The sequence below is a fragment of the Quadrisphaera granulorum genome (genome assembly GCF_003149145.1).
Taxonomy (GTDB): domain Bacteria; phylum Actinomycetota; class Actinomycetes; order Actinomycetales; family Quadrisphaeraceae; genus Quadrisphaera; species Quadrisphaera granulorum.
This window is the reverse complement of the sequence record NZ_QGDQ01000024.1, coordinates 1-19,616: the sequence shown is the minus strand read 5'-3', so window position 1 is coordinate 19,616 and position 19,616 is coordinate 1. Positions and strand designations below refer to the sequence as shown.

Annotated in this window: 18 protein-coding genes; 12 read left to right on the top strand and 6 right to left on the bottom strand. The window is 73.7% G+C overall.

Annotation, left to right across the window (positions count from 1 at the left end; translation table 11 throughout):
* The gene (locus BXY45_RS16925; protein ID WP_245961884.1) at positions 1–879 is read left to right on the top strand and encodes a TIGR01777 family oxidoreductase; all 879 of its coding nucleotides are present in this window, start codon (positions 1–3) and stop codon (positions 877–879) included.
* A gap of 6 nt (positions 880–885) precedes the next feature.
* Here the strand turns inward: BXY45_RS16925 and BXY45_RS24325 are convergent, their stop codons facing one another.
* Positions 886–2,265 (bottom strand): protein kinase, encoded by a 1,380-nt coding sequence (locus BXY45_RS24325; RefSeq protein WP_146211246.1) that lies wholly within the window; start codon positions 2,263–2,265, stop codon positions 886–888.
* A 70-nt stretch (positions 2,266–2,335) separates the two neighbouring features.
* Here BXY45_RS24325 and BXY45_RS24320 point away from each other — a divergent pair, with 70 nt between their 5' ends.
* Positions 2,336–3,655: an NAD(P)/FAD-dependent oxidoreductase gene (locus BXY45_RS24320; protein WP_170131569.1), complete on the top strand. Its 1,320-nt coding sequence runs from the start codon at positions 2,336–2,338 to the stop codon at positions 3,653–3,655.
* Here BXY45_RS24320 and BXY45_RS16910 read toward each other — a convergent pair.
* The gene (locus BXY45_RS16910; protein WP_109775699.1) at positions 3,612–4,637 is read right to left on the bottom strand and encodes a Gfo/Idh/MocA family protein; all 1,026 of its coding nucleotides are present in this window, start codon (positions 4,635–4,637) and stop codon (positions 3,612–3,614) included. The two genes, BXY45_RS24320 and BXY45_RS16910, sit on opposite strands and share 44 nt — an antisense overlap.
* Positions 4,638–4,672: 35 nt before the next feature.
* Here BXY45_RS16910 and lipB point away from each other — a divergent pair, with 35 nt between their 5' ends.
* From lipB to BXY45_RS16895, 3 genes are all read left to right on the top strand, one after another.
* Entirely contained in the window at positions 4,673–5,359 is a 687-nt protein-coding gene (gene lipB, locus BXY45_RS16905; protein ID WP_109775698.1) for a lipoyl(octanoyl) transferase LipB, read from the top strand.
* Positions 5,356–6,618: an agmatinase gene (speB, locus tag BXY45_RS16900; protein WP_211319681.1), complete on the top strand. Its 1,263-nt coding sequence runs from the start codon at positions 5,356–5,358 to the stop codon at positions 6,616–6,618. Before lipB ends, speB begins: the two co-directional genes overlap by 4 nt.
* Before the next feature lie 96 nt (positions 6,619–6,714).
* On the top strand, positions 6,715–7,743 hold the full coding sequence (locus tag BXY45_RS16895) for an NAD(P)-dependent alcohol dehydrogenase (RefSeq protein ID WP_109775697.1): 1,029 nt from the start codon (positions 6,715–6,717) through the stop codon (positions 7,741–7,743).
* 7 nt (positions 7,744–7,750) lie between these two features.
* On the opposite strand, the gene BXY45_RS16890 is transcribed toward BXY45_RS16895, so the two are convergent.
* Entirely contained in the window at positions 7,751–9,226 is a 1,476-nt protein-coding gene (locus tag BXY45_RS16890) for an AAA-type ATPase lid domain-containing protein (RefSeq protein WP_172601967.1), read from the bottom strand.
* Positions 9,227–9,393: 167 nt separating this feature from the next.
* Here BXY45_RS16890 and BXY45_RS16885 point away from each other — a divergent pair, with 167 nt between their 5' ends.
* The 3 genes from BXY45_RS16885 to BXY45_RS16875 all read left to right on the top strand — a co-directional run bounded on the left by BXY45_RS16885 (position 9,394) and on the right by BXY45_RS16875 (position 11,931).
* On the top strand, positions 9,394–10,458 hold the full coding sequence (locus tag BXY45_RS16885) for an amidohydrolase family protein (RefSeq protein ID WP_109775696.1): 1,065 nt from the start codon (positions 9,394–9,396) through the stop codon (positions 10,456–10,458).
* Positions 10,455–11,270, top strand: a complete 816-nt coding sequence (locus tag BXY45_RS16880) for an iron-sulfur cluster assembly protein (RefSeq protein WP_211319680.1) — start codon at positions 10,455–10,457, stop codon at positions 11,268–11,270. Before BXY45_RS16885 ends, BXY45_RS16880 begins: the two co-directional genes overlap by 4 nt.
* A gap of 136 nt (positions 11,271–11,406) precedes the next feature.
* Positions 11,407–11,931 carry a DUF1097 domain-containing protein gene (locus BXY45_RS16875; protein ID WP_109775695.1) on the top strand — a complete coding sequence of 175 codons (525 nt, stop codon included), beginning with the start codon at positions 11,407–11,409 and terminating at the stop codon, positions 11,929–11,931.
* Between the two features lie 31 nt (positions 11,932–11,962).
* Here the strand turns inward: BXY45_RS16875 and BXY45_RS24315 are convergent, their stop codons facing one another.
* Together BXY45_RS24315 and BXY45_RS16865 are read right to left on the bottom strand one after the other, a co-directional pair.
* A complete protein-coding gene (locus tag BXY45_RS24315; RefSeq protein ID WP_245961893.1) occupies positions 11,963–12,835 on the bottom strand; it encodes an LLM class F420-dependent oxidoreductase in 873 nt (290 codons plus the stop codon).
* Positions 12,786–13,814: a DMT family transporter gene (locus tag BXY45_RS16865; protein WP_211319679.1), complete on the bottom strand. Its 1,029-nt coding sequence runs from the start codon at positions 13,812–13,814 to the stop codon at positions 12,786–12,788. Before BXY45_RS16865 ends, BXY45_RS24315 begins: the two co-directional genes overlap by 50 nt.
* A gap of 40 nt (positions 13,815–13,854) precedes the next feature.
* Between BXY45_RS16865 and BXY45_RS16860 the strand changes: the two genes are divergently transcribed.
* The 4 genes from BXY45_RS16860 (at position 13,855) to BXY45_RS16845 (ending at position 18,206) form a co-directional block, all read left to right on the top strand.
* Positions 13,855–14,373 carry a MarR family winged helix-turn-helix transcriptional regulator gene (locus tag BXY45_RS16860; protein ID WP_109775692.1) on the top strand — a complete coding sequence of 173 codons (519 nt, stop codon included), beginning with the start codon at positions 13,855–13,857 and terminating at the stop codon, positions 14,371–14,373.
* A 201-nt stretch (positions 14,374–14,574) separates the two neighbouring features.
* Positions 14,575–15,984, top strand: coding sequence for an NtaA/DmoA family FMN-dependent monooxygenase (locus tag BXY45_RS16855; protein WP_109775691.1), 1,410 nt, complete (start codon positions 14,575–14,577; stop codon positions 15,982–15,984).
* Positions 15,981–16,532, top strand: a complete 552-nt coding sequence (locus BXY45_RS16850) for a flavin reductase family protein (RefSeq protein WP_245961882.1) — start codon at positions 15,981–15,983, stop codon at positions 16,530–16,532. The genes BXY45_RS16855 and BXY45_RS16850 overlap by 4 nt, the downstream gene beginning before the upstream one ends.
* 18 nt (positions 16,533–16,550) lie before the next feature.
* Positions 16,551–18,206 carry a hypothetical protein gene (locus BXY45_RS16845; RefSeq protein ID WP_109775690.1) on the top strand — a complete coding sequence of 552 codons (1,656 nt, stop codon included), beginning with the start codon at positions 16,551–16,553 and terminating at the stop codon, positions 18,204–18,206.
* Here BXY45_RS16845 and BXY45_RS16840 read toward each other — a convergent pair.
* Positions 18,187–19,446 (bottom strand): DUF11 domain-containing protein, encoded by a 1,260-nt coding sequence (locus BXY45_RS16840; RefSeq protein WP_146211245.1) that lies wholly within the window; start codon positions 19,444–19,446, stop codon positions 18,187–18,189. The genes BXY45_RS16845 and BXY45_RS16840 overlap by 20 nt on opposite strands.
* Positions 19,447–19,616: the final 170 nt, after the last annotated feature.

The following is a 19,616-nucleotide window of genomic DNA, read 5'->3' as shown; positions in this document are numbered from 1 at the left end:
GTGGCCGGAGCATCCGGCATGATCGGCAAGCCACTGGTCCGCTGGTGGCGCGGAGCCGGCCACGACGTCCTCCAGCTCGTCCGTCGGGATCCCACTGCACCCGGTGAGGTGCAGTGGGATCCGGCGTCCGGCCGGCTCGACCCGGCGCTGTTGGGGAGGGTCGACGCTGCGGTGAACCTCGCCGGCGCCGGCGTCGGGGACCACCGCTGGACGGAGTCCTACCGGCGCACCATCGTCGAGTCGCGCACCTCGGCCACGGCAACGCTCGCGAAGGCCCTCGCCGCCCTCGACGAACCGCCGTCGGTGCTGCTCCAGGGCAGCGCCATCGGCTACTACGGCGATCGCGGCGACGAACCCCTCGACGAGGCAGCCCCGGCGGGCCAGGAGTTCCTGGCGCGGTGCTGTGTCGCGTGGGAGGCAGCCGCCGCCCCGGCGCGCGCCGCAGGCATCCGCACGGTGGCCCTGCGCACGGGGCTGGTCATGGACGCCACCGGCGGCGCCTTCGGCCAGGTGCTGCCGCTGGTGCGCCTCGGCCTCGGCGGTCCGCTCGGGAGCGGACGCGACTGGTGGTCGTGGATCTCCCTCGAGGACCAGCTCCGCGCCATCGACCACCTGATGCATGCGGACGTCTCCGGTCCGGTGAACCTCGTGGCACCGGACCCCCGGCCCAGCGGCAAGATCATCAAGACCTTCGCACGGCAGCTGCACCGCCCAGCGGTGCTGCCGGTGCCGGCGGCCGCCCTGCGCCTCGCCGTCGGCGGCTTCGCCGAGGAGATCCTCGCGAGCCGTCGGCTGACGCCCTCGGCGCTGCTCGGGAGCGGCTTCCGGTTCAGCCACCCCGACCTGCCGTCGGCGGTGCGCTGGACACTCGCCCGCTGAGCGGCCTCACGCGGTCTCGGCGACCTTCCACCGGCCCCCGTCCCGGCGCAGCAGCAGCCGCGACGTCACCGGCCCGGTGGCCGGCACCTCCTCGACGTGGTCTCCCGTGACGACGCGGTGAGCGGACACCTCCGTGACGACCTGGACCCACGCCTCGTCGCCATGGTGCTCTCGCACCTGCGCTGACAGGACCTGTGACGTGGCGCCCTCGACGCTGCTGGCCTCCAGGGAGGCCAGCAGGTCCGCGTCAGCGCGAGCGGCGGGTGAGTCGGTGACGTCGACGGCCGCGAGGAGCGCGGTGTCGTGCTGGGTGACGGCCTGCAGACGCAGCTCCGCGAGCACTTCGACGGCGGCGGCGGGGTCGTCTCCGGTGAGGCGGGGGTCTGGTGCTCGCGCCGCTCCGAGAGCGGCCCCTCCGCCCGTGAGCAGCGCCACCGCGAGCAGGCCGCCCGCCCAGCGCAGCGGATGACGGGCCACGCGCGAGCGCAACCGTCGGCTGCCGGCCGCGGGCTCGGGGGAGGTCGCGGCGGCGACAGCGGCCGTGCGACGGATGCGCTGGGTGACGGCCGAGTCGGCTGCCTGGACGGTGGACCTTGAGCCGTCGGCGGGGTGGGCGCATCCTGCTCCGAGCGGTGCCGGCGGCACGGCCTGCCAGCACGCGCGAGCGAGCTCCTCTGCCGTCGGCGAGGCGGAGCCGCTGTCGGCGTCGGCGGCGGCTTCGGCGGCGGCGCTGAGGAGCCCGGCGAGGTCGGAGCTGCTCCTGCCCAGTGCCTGCAGCCCGAGCAGGGCCAGCGCCCGCACGTCGTCCGTGGTGCGGGGTGCGGATGGTCGAGGGCGGGGACGGCTGGAGCCGCTCCGCAGGTCCCGACGCCGCAGCCCCGTGGTGGCGGCGGCGCGGGCCGCGCCCCAGCCGAGCAGCACGGGCAGGCCGCCGTCGCCGACGAGCACGCCGGCGGCGCACACCTCCCCGTGCACGAGCCCCCGCTCGTGCAGCGCCGCGAGCGCGCTGCCCACCCCCGCCACGAGCGTCGTCACCTCGCCGGGCTCGAGCCGGCCGCGCTCGGCGAGCAGGTCCGCCAGGCAGATCCCGGTGACCGGCCCCAGCACCTGCACGGCGCCCTCGCGGCCGCGGGCCACGCGGAGCAGCGGCACGACGTGGGGGTGGGGCAGACTCCGGCGCAGGGTGGCCTCGTCGAGGCCTGCGAGCGGGCCGGTGCCCCCGGCGGGGCGGACGCGCTGGACGACGACGTCCTGCCCGTCCTCGTCGACGGCCCACCACGCGGCGGGTCGGCCGGGTACCGGGCTGGCGACGGGTCCGCCGACGAGCAGGCCCGGCACCTGCGGAGCCGACGGCATCGACGTAGGTGCGGGGTTCTGGCGCCTCACCCGGTCACTGTGCCTGCGCGTCGGGGTGTCCCGCTGGCGCGCAGCCGCCGCCTGTGGACAACTGGTCCCCGTGGATCACGGGCTGGGTCACGAGCTGGACGTCGTGGTGGTCGGCGCCGGGCTGGCGGGACTGGCGTGCGGGCTGAGGCTCGCCGAGGCGGGCGTCGGCGTGCTGGTGCTGGAGGCTGACGACCGCCCCGGCGGTCGCGTGCGCACCGACGACGCGGGCGGCTTCCGTGTCGACCGCGGGTTCCAGCTCATCAACCCGGCCTACCCCGCGCTGCGGCGCGTGCTGGGCGCCGACGGGATGGAGGACCTCTCGCTGCAGGCGTTCGGCGCGGGAGCTGCGGTGGCCGTCGGCGGCGCCCACCACGTGCTCGGTGACCCGCGGCGCCTGCCCTCGGCGGCGCTGTCGTCGCTGCTGGCGCCGCTGGGGTCACCGTGGGAGAAGGCGGCGTTCGTCGCGTGGGCGCTGCGGGCGGCCACGGCGGACCCGCACGCGCTGCGCGACGGCGCGGACGAGCCGCTGAGCAGCGCCCTCGACAGGGCGGGGGTGCGCGGGCGGCTCCGGACCGGCGTGGTCGATCCGTTCCTCGCGGGGGTGCTCGGCGAGGCCGAGGGCCGCACGTCGGCGGCGTTCGCGCGGCTGGTCGTGAGGTCGTTCGTGTTGGGTACGCCGGGAGTACCGCCCGACGGGGTGCAGCGCCTCCCCGACCTGCTGGCAGCCCGGCTGGCCGGGGCGCGAGCGGGTCAGGGAGGCGCGCAGCTGCGCTGCGGCGCGCCCGTGCGCGGGATCCATCCCGGTGCCGACGGCGTGCGCGTGCACACCGACGACGGCGAGGTGCGCGCCCGCGCCGTCGTCGTCGCCACCAGCGGGTGGGCGGCGGCGGACCTGCTGCCGGGCTTGACCGTGCCGGCAGCCCGCGGCCTCACCACGTTCTGGCACGAGGCACCGGTCTCGCCGGTCGAGCGGGGCCGCGCGCGGCTGCTGCACCTCGACGGCGACCGTCGCGGCCCGGTGGTCAACAGCGCGCTGCTCACCGCCGTCGCCCCCGGCTACGGCCCCACGGGACGGCACCTCGTGGCGTCGACGGTGCTCGGTGCCGAGCCGGGCCTGGAGCCGGTGGTGCGCCAGCAGCTGGAGCACGTCTGGGGCGTACGCACCGCGGGGTGGCAGCTGGTGAGCACCAGCGTCGTGCCGGAGGCGCTGCCCGCGCTGCTGCCGCCGCTGCGGGCCCGGCAGGACCCGGCCCTGGGCGACGGCGTCTACGTGGCGGGCGACCACCGGGACACCGCCAGCCAGCAGGGCGCGCTGACCTCCGGGCGGCGCGCCGCCGACGCGGTGCTCAGCCAGCTGGGAGCGTCACTACCCGCTGCTCGGCCGAGCTGATGCGGGCGGCGTCGAGCACCTGCGCCACGTGCAGCGTCTCGCGCGGGGGCACCGGCACGGCCGCGGGGTCGCCGGCGCGTACGGCCGCCGCGACGGCGCGGTAGAAGTCGGCGGGTGCACCGGGCGCGGTGGGCACGGGACGACGCTCGGCGCCCGCGACCACCCACCCGGTGCAGCGCGGCGCATCGGCAAAGCCTCCGAACGCCGCGGGCTCGCCCTCGAAGTCGGTGACGACGTACGCGCCCGCCGTGCCGAGCAGCCGCGTGCGCGGTCCGGGCGCCCCGACCAGCGACCCGACCGCGAGGTGCGACCGCACCCCACCGGCGTGGGTGAGCGCGAGCACGGCGTCGTCCTCTGACGGCGTGGTGCGGGCGGCGAGCTCGGCGTAGACGGCGCTCACCGGTCCGAACAGGTCGACGGCGGCATCCACCACGTGGCTGCCGAGGTCGAGCAGCAGCCCACCGCCCTCTGAAGCGGGCGCGTTCTCACGCCACCGCTGCTTGGGCTTGGGCCGCCACCGCTCCCAGCGCCGCTCGAAGCGGAACGGACGCCCCACCTCGCCGGCCTGGAGGAGCCGCCGCAGCGTGCGGTGCTCGTCGGAGTGACGTCGGTTCTGGAAGGTCGTGAGGACGACGCCGGCCGCCTCGGCGGCCTCGACCACCCGCTGCGCGGACGCCGCGTCGACGGCGAGGGGCTTGTCGACGACGACGGCGACACCGGCCGCGATGCACGCGAGCGCCTGCTCCGCGTGGACCCCGGACGGGGAGGCGAGGACGACGACGTCGACGGCGAGCTCCTCGGTAGAGGCGAGCAGCGCCTCGAGGTCGGGCAGCACGCGGGCTCCGGGCAGGTCCGAACGGACGGCGGCGGAGCGGACGGCGTCCCGCGTGACCACCGCGACCACCCGCGCGCCCGCGGCGCGCAGCAGCGGGACGTGGAAGGAGCGACCGGAGTCGCCGTACCCGACGAGGCCCACGCGCACCGGACTACCCTAGGTCGGTGCACCATGTCCCTCTGATGGAGCGGGGCCCCATCGTGGAGCGGGTCGGCGGCGTCGGAGCCGGCGGCCTGGTCGAGTACCGGCACGCCTGGGACCTGCAGCGCGAGGTCCACGCCGGCGTCGTCGCCGGTCGCCGAGGCGACACCCTTCTGCTCCTGGAGCACCCGCCGGTGTTCACGGCGGGCAAGCTCACCGAGCCCGCGGACCGGCCCCTCGCCGGCGGTCCAGGTGATGCGGGGGTGCCCGTCATCGACGTCGACAGGGGCGGCCGGATCACCTGGCACGGCCCGGGTCAGCTCGTGGGGTATCCGGTGCTGTCCCTGGCGGGGCGGATCGACGTGGTCAAGCACGTGCGCCGCGTGGAGGAGCTGCTCATCGCCGTCTGCGCCGACCTCGGCGTGGTCGCGGAGCGGGTGCGGGGCCGCAGCGGTGTGTGGGTCGACGAGCGCAAGGTCGCGGCGATCGGCATCCGCGTCGCGCAGTCGGTGACGATGCACGGCTTTGCGCTGAACTGCGACAACGACCTCGGCGCCTACGGCGCGATCGTCCCCTGCGGCATCGCTGACGCCGGCGTAACCACGCTGTCCGTCGAGCTGGGCCGGCAGGTGACGGTGGCCGAGGTGCTGCCGCTGGTGGAAGCTCACGCGGAGCTGCTCGACCCCTCCCGGGAACCCGGGGAGATCGCGCTACCGTCCGGCGCGTGAGCGACTCCCGCGGCGGCTGGTGGCCGCCCGACCTCGACGGCGACGAGACACCCCACGAGCACCACCACCACGACGGCGACCCGGCCGTCCTCGCCGACCTCGACGCGCTCTCCGCCGACCTCTCCCCCAGCCTCGGCACCGGACTGGAGGGCCACGGGGCCGTCGACCCCTACGGCGCGCGCCAGGGCCGCCGGCCCGGTCCGATCTTCGTGGACCGCTACGACGGCGAGGCCTCCTACGGCATCCAGACCTTCGGCAAGCTCCCGGTCTGCCTCACCCCGGAGGACCTGCGGGCCGGGGAGATGGAGGTCGCCGTGCTCGGGGTGCCGTGGGATGCGACGACGACGGGCCGCTCCGGCGCCCGGTTCGGGCCGGCGGCCATCCGCTCGTGCGACTACGTCGGCGGGTTCGGCTACCCGGCCCCTCACCTGGGCACCCGCGTGGACGCCTTCGCGGACCTGCGCATGTGCGACTTCGGCGACGCGCCGCTGCACCTGGGCAACGTCATGGGCTCGTTCGTCGGGGTGCGCAAGTTCGTCGGGGCGGTCGTCGAGACCGGCGCCGTCCCGATCATCCTCGGCGGAGACCACTCCATCACGTGGCCGTGCGCGATGGCCGTGGCCGACCACCACGGCCACGGGAAGGTCGGCATCGTCCACTTCGACGCGCACGCCGACACCGCCCCCAACTCCCCCGGCCACCTCGCCAGCCACGGCACCCCGATGCGCAAGCTCATCGAGTCGGGCGCGGTGCCGGGCAAGAACTTCGTGCAGGTGGGGCTGCGCGGGTACTGGCCCACGCCGGACACCCTCGACTGGATGTCGCAGCAGGGCATGCGCACCCACTTCATGGCCGAGATCGAGGAGGACGGGTTCGACGCGGTGCTCGAGCGCGCCGTCGACGAGGCGCTCGACCAGGCCGACTACCTCTACATCTCCCTCGACATCGACGTCGCCGACCCGGCGTTCGCCCCCGCCACCGGCACGCCCGAGCCCGGTGGCCTCACGAGCAGCCAGGTGCTGGCCGCCGTGCGCCGGCTCAGCGCCGAGGTGGGGATCGTGGCGATGGACGTCGTCGAGGTGTCCCCGCCCTACGACGGACCCGGTGCCATCACCGCGCTGCTCGCCAACCGGGCGGTCCGCGAGGCCATGACGGGTATCGCCATGCGCAAGCGGGGGCTGACGCAGACCCGCTACGTCGACCCGCGCTCCCGCGGCACGCTGGAGCCGCGCAGCCTCCGCCGCAACGTCTCAGGGTGAGACACGCGCTGGCGGTCTGCCGTGGCGGTGGGAAGGCTGGGCCTGGTCCCCAGATCGGCAATGAGCGCCGGTGGGACCTCGACGAGGAGGAGCGCCGTGAAGGCCCTGCGCGTGCACGAGTACAACAAGCCGCCGTCGCTGGACGACGTGCCCGAGCCGGAGGTCTCCGGGCCCTGGGACGTCGTCGTCGACATCGGCGCGGCGGGCCTGTGCCGGACGGACCTGCACATCATCGAAGGGCAGTGGGAGCCCATCCAGCATCCGCCGCTGCCGTACACGATCGGCCACGAGAACGCCGGCACGGTCCGCGCCGTCGGCTCGGCGGTGAGCAACGTCGCCCCCGGCGACGTGGTGATCATGCATCCGCTGGTCACGTGCGGGCTGTGCCTGCCCTGCCGCAACGGCCAGGACTCGCACTGCCAGAACGCGGTGTTCCCTGGTCTCAACGTCGACGGCGGCATGGCCGAGCAGCTGCTCACCAACGCCCGCTCGGTGGTGAAGCTCGACGGCGGGCTGCAGCCCGCCGACGTCGCGGCGCTGGCGGATGCCGGCCTCACCGCCTACCACGCGGTCCGCAAGGCAGCGGACGTGCTGTTCCCGGGCACCCACGCCGTCGTCGTCGGTGCCGGCGGACTGGGACACATCGGCATCCAGACCCTCGCGGCCATCACCAGCGCCCAGATCACCGTGGTCGACCGCAGCGAAGCGGCCCTGGAGCTGGCGAAGGGCATCGGCGCCCACCACACCGTGCAGGCGACGAGCGACGCCGAGGTCGAGAAGGCGGTGCTGGACGCCACCGACGGCGGCGCCCACGTGCTGTTCGACGTCGTCGGGGAGCACGGCGCGGAGCTCCTCGCGCCGAAGCTGCTGCGCAACCGCGGCTCGCACTACGTCATCGGCTACGGCGGCGAGGTGCGCCTGCCCACCATCGAGATCATCAGCCGCGAGATCAACGTGGTCGGCAACCTCGTGGGCACCTACCAGGACCTCGTCGAGCTCATGGCGCTCACCGCGCAGGGCCGCGTCACGCTGCACACCAAGAAGTACCCGCTGGAGGCGGCGCTCGACGCCATCCACGACCTGGAGTCCGGCAACATCCGCGGCCGCGGGATACTCATCCCCTAGACCTTGATCATGCGCGCGGCACGTCGATGCCGTAGGAGCTGATGCGCCGGTAGACGGTGGCGCGGGAGATGCCGAGTCTCTCGGCGGCCTGCGCCACCGTCGTGCCGGGCACCGCGAGCGCCTTGACGATCTCGTCGCGTTCGAGGGCTTCGAGGCGGGTGAGCGTGCGCCGGGTGCGGGAGGCGAGGTCGGCCGGAAGGTGGCGGACGTCGACGACGTCGGTGCGCGCCGAGGCTGCCTGCACCACCTGCCGCAGCTGGGTCGCGCCTCCCGGCCACGCTGCCGCCCGCAGCACCTGCGCGGCGGCGGGCGTGATCGCCACGTCGCGGTGGCGGTAGGCGCGGGCGAAGTGCTCGGCCAGGGGGACGACGTCGTCGGGACGGTCGCGCAGCGGGGGGACCTCGACGACGACGTCGACCAGCGCGGCCAGCGCCTCGGGCAGCGACGGCGCGTCGTGCTCGGTCAGGACGAACGGCTGCGGTGAGCCGTCGCTGCGCCGCGCGGCAGCCAGCAGCGCAGCGAGCTCGTCAACGGCCCACGCGGGCAGCGCGGAGGTGCCGGAGACGACGATGCAGGCGCCGTCCTCGTGGAGCACCGGCGTCCACGCGGCCATCCAGGAGCTGACCTCCTCGGGGCCGGGCGTGCGGGCCGCGAGCAGCGTGCCGCGCAGCTCGGCGCGGCGGCGTGCGGAGGCGACCAGCGCCGTCTTGCCCGCCCCGGCCTCCCCCGCGAGCGCGACGACGCGCCCGGCGAGCAGCGCCCGCTCGACCTGCTCAACGGCGGTGCGCCACAGCCGCGAGGTGCAGGGGTCCGCGGGGCCGGCTGCCCGGGCGGGCACCACGCGGTACACCTGCCCACGCGGCGCAGCCGCGGCGCCCGTCGTCGTCCTGCTAGGTCCGAGGGCAGCGGTGCCTCCGGTGCGGGCGAGCATGAGCGCCGAGGTACTGCGGGCCGCGGTGGTGGCCAGCGCGAGGAGCAGGCCGGAGGACGAGCGCGACCAGGTGGTGAGGTTGACGGTGCCGGCGATGTCGCCGGTGCGCGGGTCGATCACCGGCGCAGCGGCGCAGGTGTACTCGCGCAGGCTCTCCACATAGTGCTCCGGGCCACGCACGATGCTCGGAGCGCGGTCGGCCAGCGCCAGGGCCAGGCCGTTGGTGCCGGCGTGTGCCTCGGCGTAGGAGAAGCCGGGCGCCAGATGCACCCTGTCGAGGGAGCGGTGCATGGCGGCGTCGTCGAGGAACCGCTGCAGCACCAGGCCGGTGGCGTCGGTCAGCATGACGCCGACGGGCTCCCCGGCGAGGGTGGAGCGCAGGTCGGCGAGCACGGTGCGACCGGACTCCACGAAGACGGGGTCCACGTCGACCGCGCCGCTGAACACGGGTGGCACCTCGTCGGGCGGCACCTCCAGGTGCTCGCACCGCGCCCATGAGGCCCGCAGCCTCAGCGACGTGTCCACCGACGTGCCCGCCAGGGCCTCCGGCACGATTCCCCACCCCCGAGGTCGGAGGCAACGCTGCCCCCGTCGGCACTCAGCGTAAGCGGCGTGAGCGAGCGCGTCTCACAGTGAGACGTACACCCTCTGTGAGACGGGGCCACGGGGTGCGACGGTCTTCTCGGAGCAACGACGCACCACCTCGACGAGGAGGCACCGTGTACAGCAAGGACGGCACCGACTACTTCATCCTCGACGCGCACATCGCGCTGTGGGACGCCCGCCCGGAGAACCTCCGCAACATCCACGGCAAGCAGTTCATCGACTGCTTCTACGACTACCACCGCAACCTCTCGCCCGAGAGCGAGCACTGGTCCTACGACCAGTACCTGTACTACGCGGACCGTCTCATGAAGGACCTTTTCGAGGACGGCTACGTCGACCACGCGATCTTCCAGCCGGCGATCCTCGGCGAGTTCTACAGGAACGGCTTCGGGCAGACCGAGCAGGCGCTCGCCCTCGCGCAGGCTCACCCGGACAAGCTGACCTACAACCACGCCTTCGACCCGCGCTTCGGCGAGCGGGGCCTGGAGCAGCTCCGCAGGGACGCGGAGCGCATGAACCTCAAGGGCGTGAAGCTCTACACGGCGGAGTGGCAGGGCGAGTCGCGCGGCTACAAGCTCACCGACCCGTGGAGCTACCGCTACCTGGAGGCCTGTCAGGAACTCGGCATCAAGAACATCCACGTGCACAAGGGCCCCACCATCCGCCCGCTGGACCGTGACGCGTTCGACGTCGCCGACATCGACGCCGTCGCCTCGGACTTCACCGACCTCAACTTCGTGGTGGAGCACTGCGGCCTGCCGCGTCTGGAGGACTTCTGCTGGATCGCCACGCAGGAGCCCAACGTCTACGCCGGCCTGGCCGTTGCGATGCCGTTCATCCACTCGCGCCCGCGCTACTTCGCGCAGATCATCGGCGAGCTCATGTACTGGATCGGCGACAGCCGCATCTTCTTCTCCTCCGACTACGCCATCTGGACGCCCAAGTGGCTGGTGGAGAAGTTCGTCGACTTCCAGATCCCCGAAGACATGACGGAGTACGCCCCGCTCACCACCGACTCCAAGAAGCGCATCCTCGGCCTCAACGCCGCGGCCCTCTACGACATCCCCGTCCCGGCGCACCTGCAGGTGGCACCGGAACCGCTGAACGTCGAGGAGCCGGCCGTGAAGGTCGACAACCCCCGCGCCGCCGAGTCCGAGCTCATGACGGGGATGGCGTGACGGCCGTCGCCGAGCGGGTCGAGCAGCGGACCCGGCTCGAACAGGAGGCCTGGGACGCGCTCGGGGCGGTCATGGACCCTGAGCTCGACGAGGCGATCACGTCGCTGGGGTTCGTTCGATCACTGGATGAGCTGGGCGACGACGGCGACGGTCAGCGTGGCCGGTCGCTGCGCGTGCACCTTCGCCTGCCGACCTCGTTCTGCTCGCCGAACTTCGCCTACCTCATGTGCTCGGACGCCAAGGACGTGCTGGAGGCGCTGCTCGGCCGTCACGGCGGCGGGCGGGCCTACGTCGAGCTCGACGACCACCACGACTCCGACCTCATCAACCGCGGCCTCGCGGCCGACGCCGGGTACAAGGGCACGTTCGGGCACGAGGCGGAGTCCGACCTCGACGAGCTGCGCCTGACCTTCCGCCGCAAGGCCCACACCGCCGCGGCGGAGCGGGCGCTGACCGCGCTGCTGCGGGCACGTCCGACGCTCGGCGAGCACGACGTGCACGCCGTGAGGGTGCGAGACCTGCTGCCCGGCGAGGTCACGGCGGCGCTGCTGCGCCGTCGCTCGGCGCTCGGGCTCAGCACCGCTGACGACGCGCCCGTCGCCGTCGACGACCACGGCACGCCCGTGCCGCCGTCGGTGGTGGGCATGTGGCTGCGCAAGGCCAGGTCGACGCGCATCAGCATCGACGGCAACGCGCACTTCTGCCGCGGCCTGCTGGCCACGCGCTACCCGGGGGCCGAGCACGACCAGGCCCCCCGCGACGAGGGCACCTCACCGGTCCCGGTGCAGCTGCTCAGCCGTCGCCCCGCCTGACCATTCCCCTCCCACGCTCCTCCCGACGATCAAGGAAGTCCTGCACGGTCACCGTGCAGAACTTCCTTGGTCGTCGCAGAGGGGGCGATGTGCCACGTCCTGCACCACCCCTGCTGCTGTTCAAAGGAGAACAGTCATGAAGCGTCTGCTCGCGCTCGGCATCTCGATCGGCGTCCTCGCGGGGATCCTCACCTGGGTGGGCTTCTCCCTGCCCGAGGCGGGCACCACCGCCGCCGTCCTCGTCGTCTGGGTGGGCTTCGCCGCCTGGGCGATGTTCTACGCCGCCGGCGGAGGCACGGGCGGGCTCGGCAAGACCGTGGCGTCCACCCTGTCCGGCGTGGTCTGGGGGTGGCTGATCATCCAGGCCGCCACCGCCGCCATGAGCGGCAACGCGGCCGTCCTGGGCCTGGCGGTGGCGATCGGCGCGTTCGGCATGTGCGTGCAGGCCGCGTGGAAGCCGCTGGCCTTCATCCCCGGCGCCTTCGTCGGCGCCGCGTGCTTCTTCGGCACAGGAGCCAGCGGAGCGGCCGTCCTCGCGTCCGTGGTGTCGCTCGTGGTCGGCGCACTGCTCGCGTTCGCCTCCGAGAAGGGCGCGGACGTCATCGAGCCGCTGCTTGGCAAGAAGGCAGCACCCACCCCGGTGGCCCACCGACACGCCTGACCGCCTCCGCCTCCGCCGCGACGGGAGGGGGCTACAGCTGCGGGGTCACCAGGGACGCGAACGCGTCGAGGTGGTCGAGGTCGGCCAGGTCGAGCACCTGCAGGTAGAACCGGGTCGCGCCCGCCTCGCGGTAGCGCCCCAGCAGCTCGACCACCTCGCCCGGCGTGCCGCAGAACCCCTGCTCCCGGATCTGCTCGGGGTCACGGCCGACGGCACGGGCGCGGCGCGCCACCTCGTCGTCGTCCTTCCCGAGGACGAGCAGGTGCGCCACCGACAGCTCGATGGTGCCCGGGTCGCGCCCGATCGCCTCGCACGCGGCGCGCACCCGGGCGAAGCGCTGGCCGGCGTCCTCGGGGGTGCAGAAGCCCGCGTTGAAGTCCGCCGCATAGCGGGCGGCGAGCTCCGGGGTGCGCTTCTTGCCCGCACCGCCGACCACCACGGGCAGCGGCTGCTGCACCGGCTTGGGCAGCGCCGGGCTGTCCGTCACGGTGTAGTGCTGACCGGAGAAGTCGTACGTGCTGCCCGCCGGCGTGGACCACATCCCGGTGATGAGCTCCAGCTGCTCAGCCAGCCTGTCGAACCGCTCCTTGAGAGGGGGGAACGGGATGGCGTAGGCGGCGTGCTCGGCCTCGAACCACCCCGCGCCCAGACCCAGCTCCACGCGGCCGCCGGACATCTCGTCGACTTGCGCGACCTGCACCGCGAGCACGCCGGGATGGCGGAACGTTGCGGAGGACACCAACGTGCCCAGGCGCACCCTGCTCGTCTCACGGGCGAGGCCAGCGAGGGTGGTCCACGCATCGGTCGAGCCGGGCAGGGCGTTCGCGGGATCGTCCACCATCGCGAGGTAGTGGTCAGAGCGGAAGAAGGCGCTGAACCCCGTCTCCTCGGTCCGCCGGGCCATGGCCAGCAGCTGGGAGTACGTGGCCCCCTGCTGGGGCTCGGTGAAGATCCTCAGGTCCGGTCGCTGGCTCACGACCGACGACCCTACGGCGGGCCTGTCCCAGCGCCACGCCGCCCAGCACGAGCAGCAGCCCCACCCACTGGAGGGCGCTGAGGTGCTCGCCCGCGAGCAGGGTGCCCAGCGCCACGCCGGCCACCGGGTTGAGGAGCCCGACGACGGCGACGGCGCTCGCGTCGAGCCGCGCGAGGCCGGCGAACCAGGCGGTGAAGGCCAGCGCGGTGGCCACGAGGGAGACGTAGGCCAGGGCCAGCAGGCCCGCGCCGTCGAGGGAGGGCGGTGCGCCCTCGACGGCGGCGGCCACCGGCGCGAGCAGGAGCCCGCTGAGGGTGAGCTGCCAGGCCGTCATGGTCAGCGCGGGCGGCACGGCTTCACCGGCAGCCGCGGCGCTGCGGGTCCAGCGCTGGGACAGCACGGTGCCGACGGCGAAGACGACCACTGCGGCCACGGCGGCGAGCACGCCGAGCGGGTCCAGCCCGGAGGCGGCGGCACCGACCAGCAGGACGACGCCGACCAGCCCGATCAGTGCGGACGCCGTCGTCGCCAGGCGTGGTCGCTGGGCGAGCAAGGCCCACGCGAGGACGAGCACGACGAGCGGGCTGAGGCCTGTCACGGTGGCGGCCACGGACGAGGGCAGCAGCTGGGCGCTGGCGTAGACGAGGGAGAAGAACGCGCCGTTGACGAGGGTGCCGAGCACCGCGGCGCGCCACCACCAGACGCCGTGCACCCTGCGGCCCCGCCCTGCACTCGCGGAGCCGTGCAGGGGCAGGGCGAGCAGCACGAGGCCGGCAGGCAGGGCTCGGAGCACGCCTCCCCACAGGGGCTCGTGGGCGGGCAGCGCGTGGCCGGTCACCCAGTAGGCGGTGCCCCAGGAAATGGGGGCGACAGCGGTGACGGCGACCCAGCGCCATTTATCTTCCACGGAAGACAGGATGCCTTACCAGGAAGATAGAGTCCAGGGCATGACGGACCGGGTGGCGCGCATCCAGGAGCAGTGGCGCATCGAGCGCCCCGACCTCGACGTCTCCCCGCTCGGGCTCATCGGACGCCTCCACCGGCTGGCCGCGGCACTCACCCGCGAGCTGGAGGTCGTCTACGAGGCCTATGGACTGTCCGAGGGCGACTTCGACGTCCTCGCCACCCTGCGGCGCACGGCCACCGAGCTCACGGCCGGCGACCTCGCCACCGCCACGATGGTCACCACGGGCGGCACCACCAAGCGCCTGGACCGGCTCGAACGCGCTGGTCTCGTGGTTCGGCGCGTCAGCGAGACCGACGGGCGCAGCCGCGTGGTGGCGCTGACGGGGGCCGGACGGCGGCTCATCGACGAGGCGTTCACCACTCACGTCGCCAACGAGCACCGGCTCGTGGGCCAGCTGGACGACGACGACGCGGCCGCGCTCGAGCGGATTCTGCGCACCTGGCTCGCCCACCACGAGCAGCCGGCGGACGCGCCGTCCGATGTGGCCCGACCCCGTTGACGCGCATACGGGGCCGCACCTAGCGTCCCCCGGGTGATCCCCCGTCGCGCGCACGTGCACCCCGCGTGCCTCGCGACGACGCGCAAGATGCCCCTGTACGCCGAGGACACCACCCGCGGCGACCTTCGCCCCTGAGCCCGGCTGCTCCCGCCCCCCACCCGGCCAGCAGCCACCCCGTCACCCCAGCTCAGGAGCACCGCCATGTCCTCTGCCCCCACGCGTCCTGCCCCCAGCAAGCACATCAAGCTCGGCCTGTTCGAGACGCCCGTCCTCAACGTCGGTGGGATGACGACGTGGACGCACCCCCACAACCAGACCCACCGGTACGCCGACCTGTCGTACTGGGTGGAGACCGCCCAGCGCCTGCAGGACGCCACCTTCGACTTCTGCTTCCTGGCGGACAGCTACGGCCACGGTGAGATCGGCGGGGTCCGCCCCGACGTCAACGCCCGCGAGGCGATGGAGCTCCCCCGCCTCGACCCGATGCTCCTCGTCCCGGCGATGGCGCAGGCGGCGCAGCAGCTGGGCTTCGTGGTGACGGCCTCGACGATGTTCGAACCGCCGTTCGCCAACGCACGCCGCTTCTCCACCCTCGACCACCTCACCCGCGGTCGCATCGGCTGGAACGTCGTGACGTCGAGCTTCGCGGAGAGCGCCTCGGCCAACTTCGGTCGGCCGATGGTCCCCCACGACGAGCGGTACGCCATGGCCGAGGACCATCTGCTCACCACCTACGCCATCCTCGAAGGCTCCTGGGAGGACGATGCCGTGCTGGCCGACAAGGCCAGCCGCACCTACGCCGACCCGGCCAAGGTCCACCGCGTGACCCGGACCGGCCGGTACTTCTCCGTCGACGGGTACAGCAACACCGCACCCTCGCCCCAGCGCACGCCCGTGCTGTTCCAGGCCGGCACGTCGAAGGCGGGGCTGGGCGTGGGCTCACGGCACGCGGAGTGCGTCTTCCTCCAGGGGTCGACCAAGGCCAAGCTCGCCGAGCACGTGGCGACGCTGGACCGGCTCGCCGTCGAGGCCGGACGGGCGCCGGGTTCGGTGAAGACGATGGTGGGGCTGTCCGTCGTCGTCGCCCCCACCCGCGAACAGGCGCAGCGCCGCTATGCCGAGTACCTGGCGCTGAACACCCGCGAGACCGCCATCGCCAGCTACGCGCTGTTCACCGGCATCGACCTCGGCGCGTACGACCCGGATGCGCCGTTCGCGGGCATCCGCACCGAGATGGGCCAGAGCCAGATCGAAAGGCATCTGCGGCAGGCCGGTGATGGGCCCGGTCCTACGGTGGGTGACGTGATCGAAGCTCACCGCACTCGCGGTTCTCGCGGCCTCGTGGCCGTCGGCTCCCCCGACGACGTCGTCGAGCAGGTGCTCGACCTCGTCGACTCCACCGGGGTCGACGGCTTCCTCCTGGAGCCGTTCGTGCAGCCCGGGTCGGTGGACGACGTCGCCGAGCACGTGGTGCCGCGCCTGCGCGCCGCCGGCAGGTTCCCCACCGAGTACACCGAGCAGACCCTGCGCGAGCGCATGTTCGGCGCAGGCCGCCGCCACCTGCCCGCCGACCACCCCGGTGCCGCGGCGCGCACCTGGGCGACCGCGTGAGCACCCCGGTGACCGGAACGGACGCGGGTCTGACCGACGTCGACGACGCCCCCGATGCCGCCTCAGCGCACCGCGCGCTCCGCGACGCGTTCGGGCGCTTCCCCAGCGGGGTGGTGTCGGCCTGCGCGCGCATCGGTGGCACCCCGATCGGGATGGCGATGAGTTCGTTCACGTCCGTCTCGCTCGACCCACCGCTCGTGCTCGTCTGCGTCGACAGGGCGTCGTCGACCTGGCCGAAGCTGCGCGAGGCGGGAGCGGGCGGCCGCCTGGGCATCTCCGTGCTCGGCGAGGCGCACGACACCACCGCGCGTCAGCTGGCCTCCCGCACCGCCGACAGGTTCGCCGGCCTGTCGCTGGTGGACGGCGACGGCGGAGCGGTCTTCGTCGACGGCGCCGCCGCGTGGCTCGAGTGCTCCGTCGAGGAGGAGCTGCCGGGCGGTGACCACGTGGTGGTGCTGCTGCGCGTGCACGCTCACCGCGTGCTGGAGCCGGGTCCGCTCGTGTTCCACGCCAGCGGCTTCACGACGCTGCCGGCACGGAGCCGCTGAGAGCGGGATCATGGTCGGGTGGGCGGGGAGAGTGCTGTCGACGCACCACTGGACGCCACGGTGCTGCGCCACCTGGCTGGACGGGCCACGAGCAACCGGCGGACGGCACAGGGGCGTAGGGCGCTGGCCTCCGACCCCACGACGCGTCGAATCGTCGAGGGTGCGCTGCAGCTGCTGGCCGCCGAGGTCGGCGCCCCCCTCGCGGTGACCGACAGGGCAACGGCCCAGGGCGGGAACCGCTGCCGCATGCTCGACCAGCTCTCCGCGCAGGCTGTGGCCGACGCCGCGACCCGGCTCGGGCCCCTGCGGGCCACCCCAGCGCACGTGCGCGACCGCTGGCCGCGCCAGGGCGACCTGGCCCAGGACCTCGTAGCCCACCTGCTCGTGAGGTCCCTGTGGGGAGGGCACCTCGAGCGGACCCAACGACAGGCGCTGGCGGACGCTGCGGCAGACGCGTCGCGGCCCCTGGGCGAGCAGTGGGTCGAGCTGGGCCTCCACCTCCCCCGTGATCCCCTGCTGCACCGGCTTCACGTGGTGGCCGTGGTGCTGGCCAGCGGTGACCCGAGGCTGCAGGCCGTGGCGCGGGAGGGCCGCGCAGCAGCCGACGACGCGTGGTCCTCCGTGCTCTCGTGCGCGCTGCGGGCGCGTGGCCTACGTCCCCGCGCGGGCGTGCACCTCGCCGACCTCGCGCGTGGCCTGTCCGCCCTCCTCGACGGAGTGCACCTCGTGGCACTGGAGGGGGGTGACGACCCGGCGGTGGCGCGGCGCTGCGCCCACCGCCTGCAGCGTGGGCTCGACGTGCTGGCCCACGCCGCACTCGAACCAGGCGAGCCGCCCCGCGGGCCGGCCCCTGCCGACGGCCCAGCGAGCACGGCGGCGCCCCCGGCCGCTCCTCAGGTGCTGGCGCGCCTCACCGACCCCGTGACGGGCACCCGACGCACCGAGCGCGGGCGACGGGTCCTCGCCGAGGACGCCCTGACCGAGCAGCTGCTGGCCGGAGCGACCGCGGTCCTCGCCGAGGACCTCACCGGGGCCACCTCACCCCGCCTCTTCGAGGCGCTCTCCTTCCCCCAGGTGGCCGCGGCAACCACCGCCGACGGCCGGGGGTCCGTCACCGCCGCGCAGGTAAAGGACCGCTGGCCGCGGCACGAGGGTCTCGTCGAGGACGTGCTGTCGTACTCCGTCTCGGCTCACGGAGGGATGTACGACGCCGGCTTCACCCTCGGCGCGCAGGTCACGGAGGGCGCACCGGGTGACTTCTCGGCCTTCGCGCACGCCGTGACGGCGGCCGAGCTGGCCTGGGTCCTCGACAGGCCGTCGGCCAAGGCTCGCCTCCTCGGCTCGGTGCTCACACAGGGGCGGCCCCGGCTCCACGCCGCGCTCGTCGCGGCCCGGACCGCGCAGCGAGACGTCTGGGGTGACCTCAACCGCGCAGTGCTCTCGACGTTCGGCCTGTCGCTGCGGGCACCGATCACGCCCGAGGACCAGGCCGAGCTGCTCGTCGCCATCAGCGAAGGGGTGGTCCTGCGCATCCTGGCGACCGGCGAACAGGGCTGGTTCGACAGGCGCACCGGCGAGTCGCTCTTGGGCCGCCTCGCACCGTGGGCCTTCCTCGGTTGCGTAGACGACACCGCCGGCGCCGGGTCGGGGAGGGTCACGGCAAAACCACGGTGACCGCCTGCGCGACGTTGTTGACCAGAGTCAGCTCAGGCTCCGGGCCGCTCGGTGCGACGACGGCCTTCGCACCGGCGACAGCGACGGGCCTGCCACCGGCGCCGGAGGCGTTGGCGTAGATCGGCGTGGTGAACGTCGCCCCCGGGGCGAGCGCTGGCACGGCCCACCGCCTGCCGGTCACGGAGGCCTGGCCGGCGCTCACGGAGCCGTCGGCCAGCCCGGGCGGCGTCGTCGACTGGACGGTCACCCCCGTCAGCTGGACCCCCACGACGGTGGGGGCGCTCGTGGTGGTGCCGCGGTTCAGCACGGTGACGGTGTAGGCGACCAAGCCGCCGCGTCGGGCCAGGTAGGGACCGCCGACGCCGACCCGCAGGTCGACGACGCTCTTCGGAGGCGCCGTCGTCGGAGAGGCCGTCGTCGGAGGCGCCGTCGTCGGAGGCGCCGTCGTCGGAGGCGCCGTCGTCGGAGGCGCCGTCGTCGGAGATGCCGTCGGCTGCAGCCCCTGTCCGTAGGGGAGCACGTAGCGCCCGAGCACCGGGGCGTAGTCGCCGGCCTGCCAGCCCTTGGTCAGCGCCCGAGGGCCGGAATCGAGGAAGGCGCCGTCCTTGCGGCTCCCGGCGAACTCCACGCCCGTGCGGCCGTCGCTCCAGCCGACCGTCGCCCCGGCTTCGAAGCGGTAGAACCCGGTCTCGTCCCACTGGATCCGGTCGTAGTTGAAGACCATGTCGAACTCGCCCGGCCCACGGTCGTTCCGGTTCACGAGGAGGAGCTGGTAGCGGTTGCTCGGCTGCTCAGCGGAAGGTGCGGTGACTGCCGGAGCCGTGGAGAGCCAGCTGAGGCACATCGCCGGGTACCCCTCGAACGTCGTCGTCCCCGAGTACACCCGTTCGGAGGGCCGGTACTCGGTGGCATCCGCCCAGAACGGCGCGATCAGGGGCCGGACCACTGTCGTGAGGTCATACGACGACCCCCACATCCGCTGGGGCGTGAACACCACGTACCCGTCCTCCGTAGCCCACAGCTCCTGGCGCGTGACGCCACCGAAGGACAGGTCGAACGGGATGCTCGCCGACCGCAGGCCGCCGTCGACCAGCGGGGTCAGGGGCGTGCTGTTCTGGCACGAGACGAAGGCCGGCCCAGGGGTTGGACCAGCCGCCGACGCAGCGCCGGAGACCAGAACAGCTCCCACGGCCAGGGTCACAGCGCTCACAGCAGCGGAGACGACACGAGTGAGACTCATGTGGATCACGCTAGGGAGATCGCCCGCTCGTCCGGAGCGTCTTCCGTCCTCCTGCGTTCGTGGAGGTCCGCTGAGCCTCGATCCACCGCGTCGGTGCGGGTGAGGGGCTGATCACGTAGGAGCGGGTGTCGATCTACCTGGAACGATGGGACTTGCGAAGGAACCCATCA

Coding starts and splice junctions, on each gene's coding strand:
- lipB (WP_109775698.1), top strand. CDS start 4,673: ATGGAGCGGGGCCCCATCGTGGAGCGGGTCGGCGGCGTCGGAGCCGGC.
- BXY45_RS16875 (WP_109775695.1), top strand. CDS start 11,407: ATGAAGCGTCTGCTCGCGCTCGGCATCTCGATCGGCGTCCTCGCGGGG.
- BXY45_RS24315 (WP_245961893.1), bottom strand. CDS start 12,835: ATGGCCCGGCGGACCGAGGAGACGGGGTTCAGCGCCTTCTTCCGCTCT.
- BXY45_RS16860 (WP_109775692.1), top strand. CDS start 13,855: ATGACGGACCGGGTGGCGCGCATCCAGGAGCAGTGGCGCATCGAGCGC.
- BXY45_RS16855 (WP_109775691.1), top strand. CDS start 14,575: ATGTCCTCTGCCCCCACGCGTCCTGCCCCCAGCAAGCACATCAAGCTC.
- BXY45_RS16840 (WP_146211245.1), bottom strand. CDS start 19,446: ATGAGTCTCACTCGTGTCGTCTCCGCTGCTGTGAGCGCTGTGACCCTG.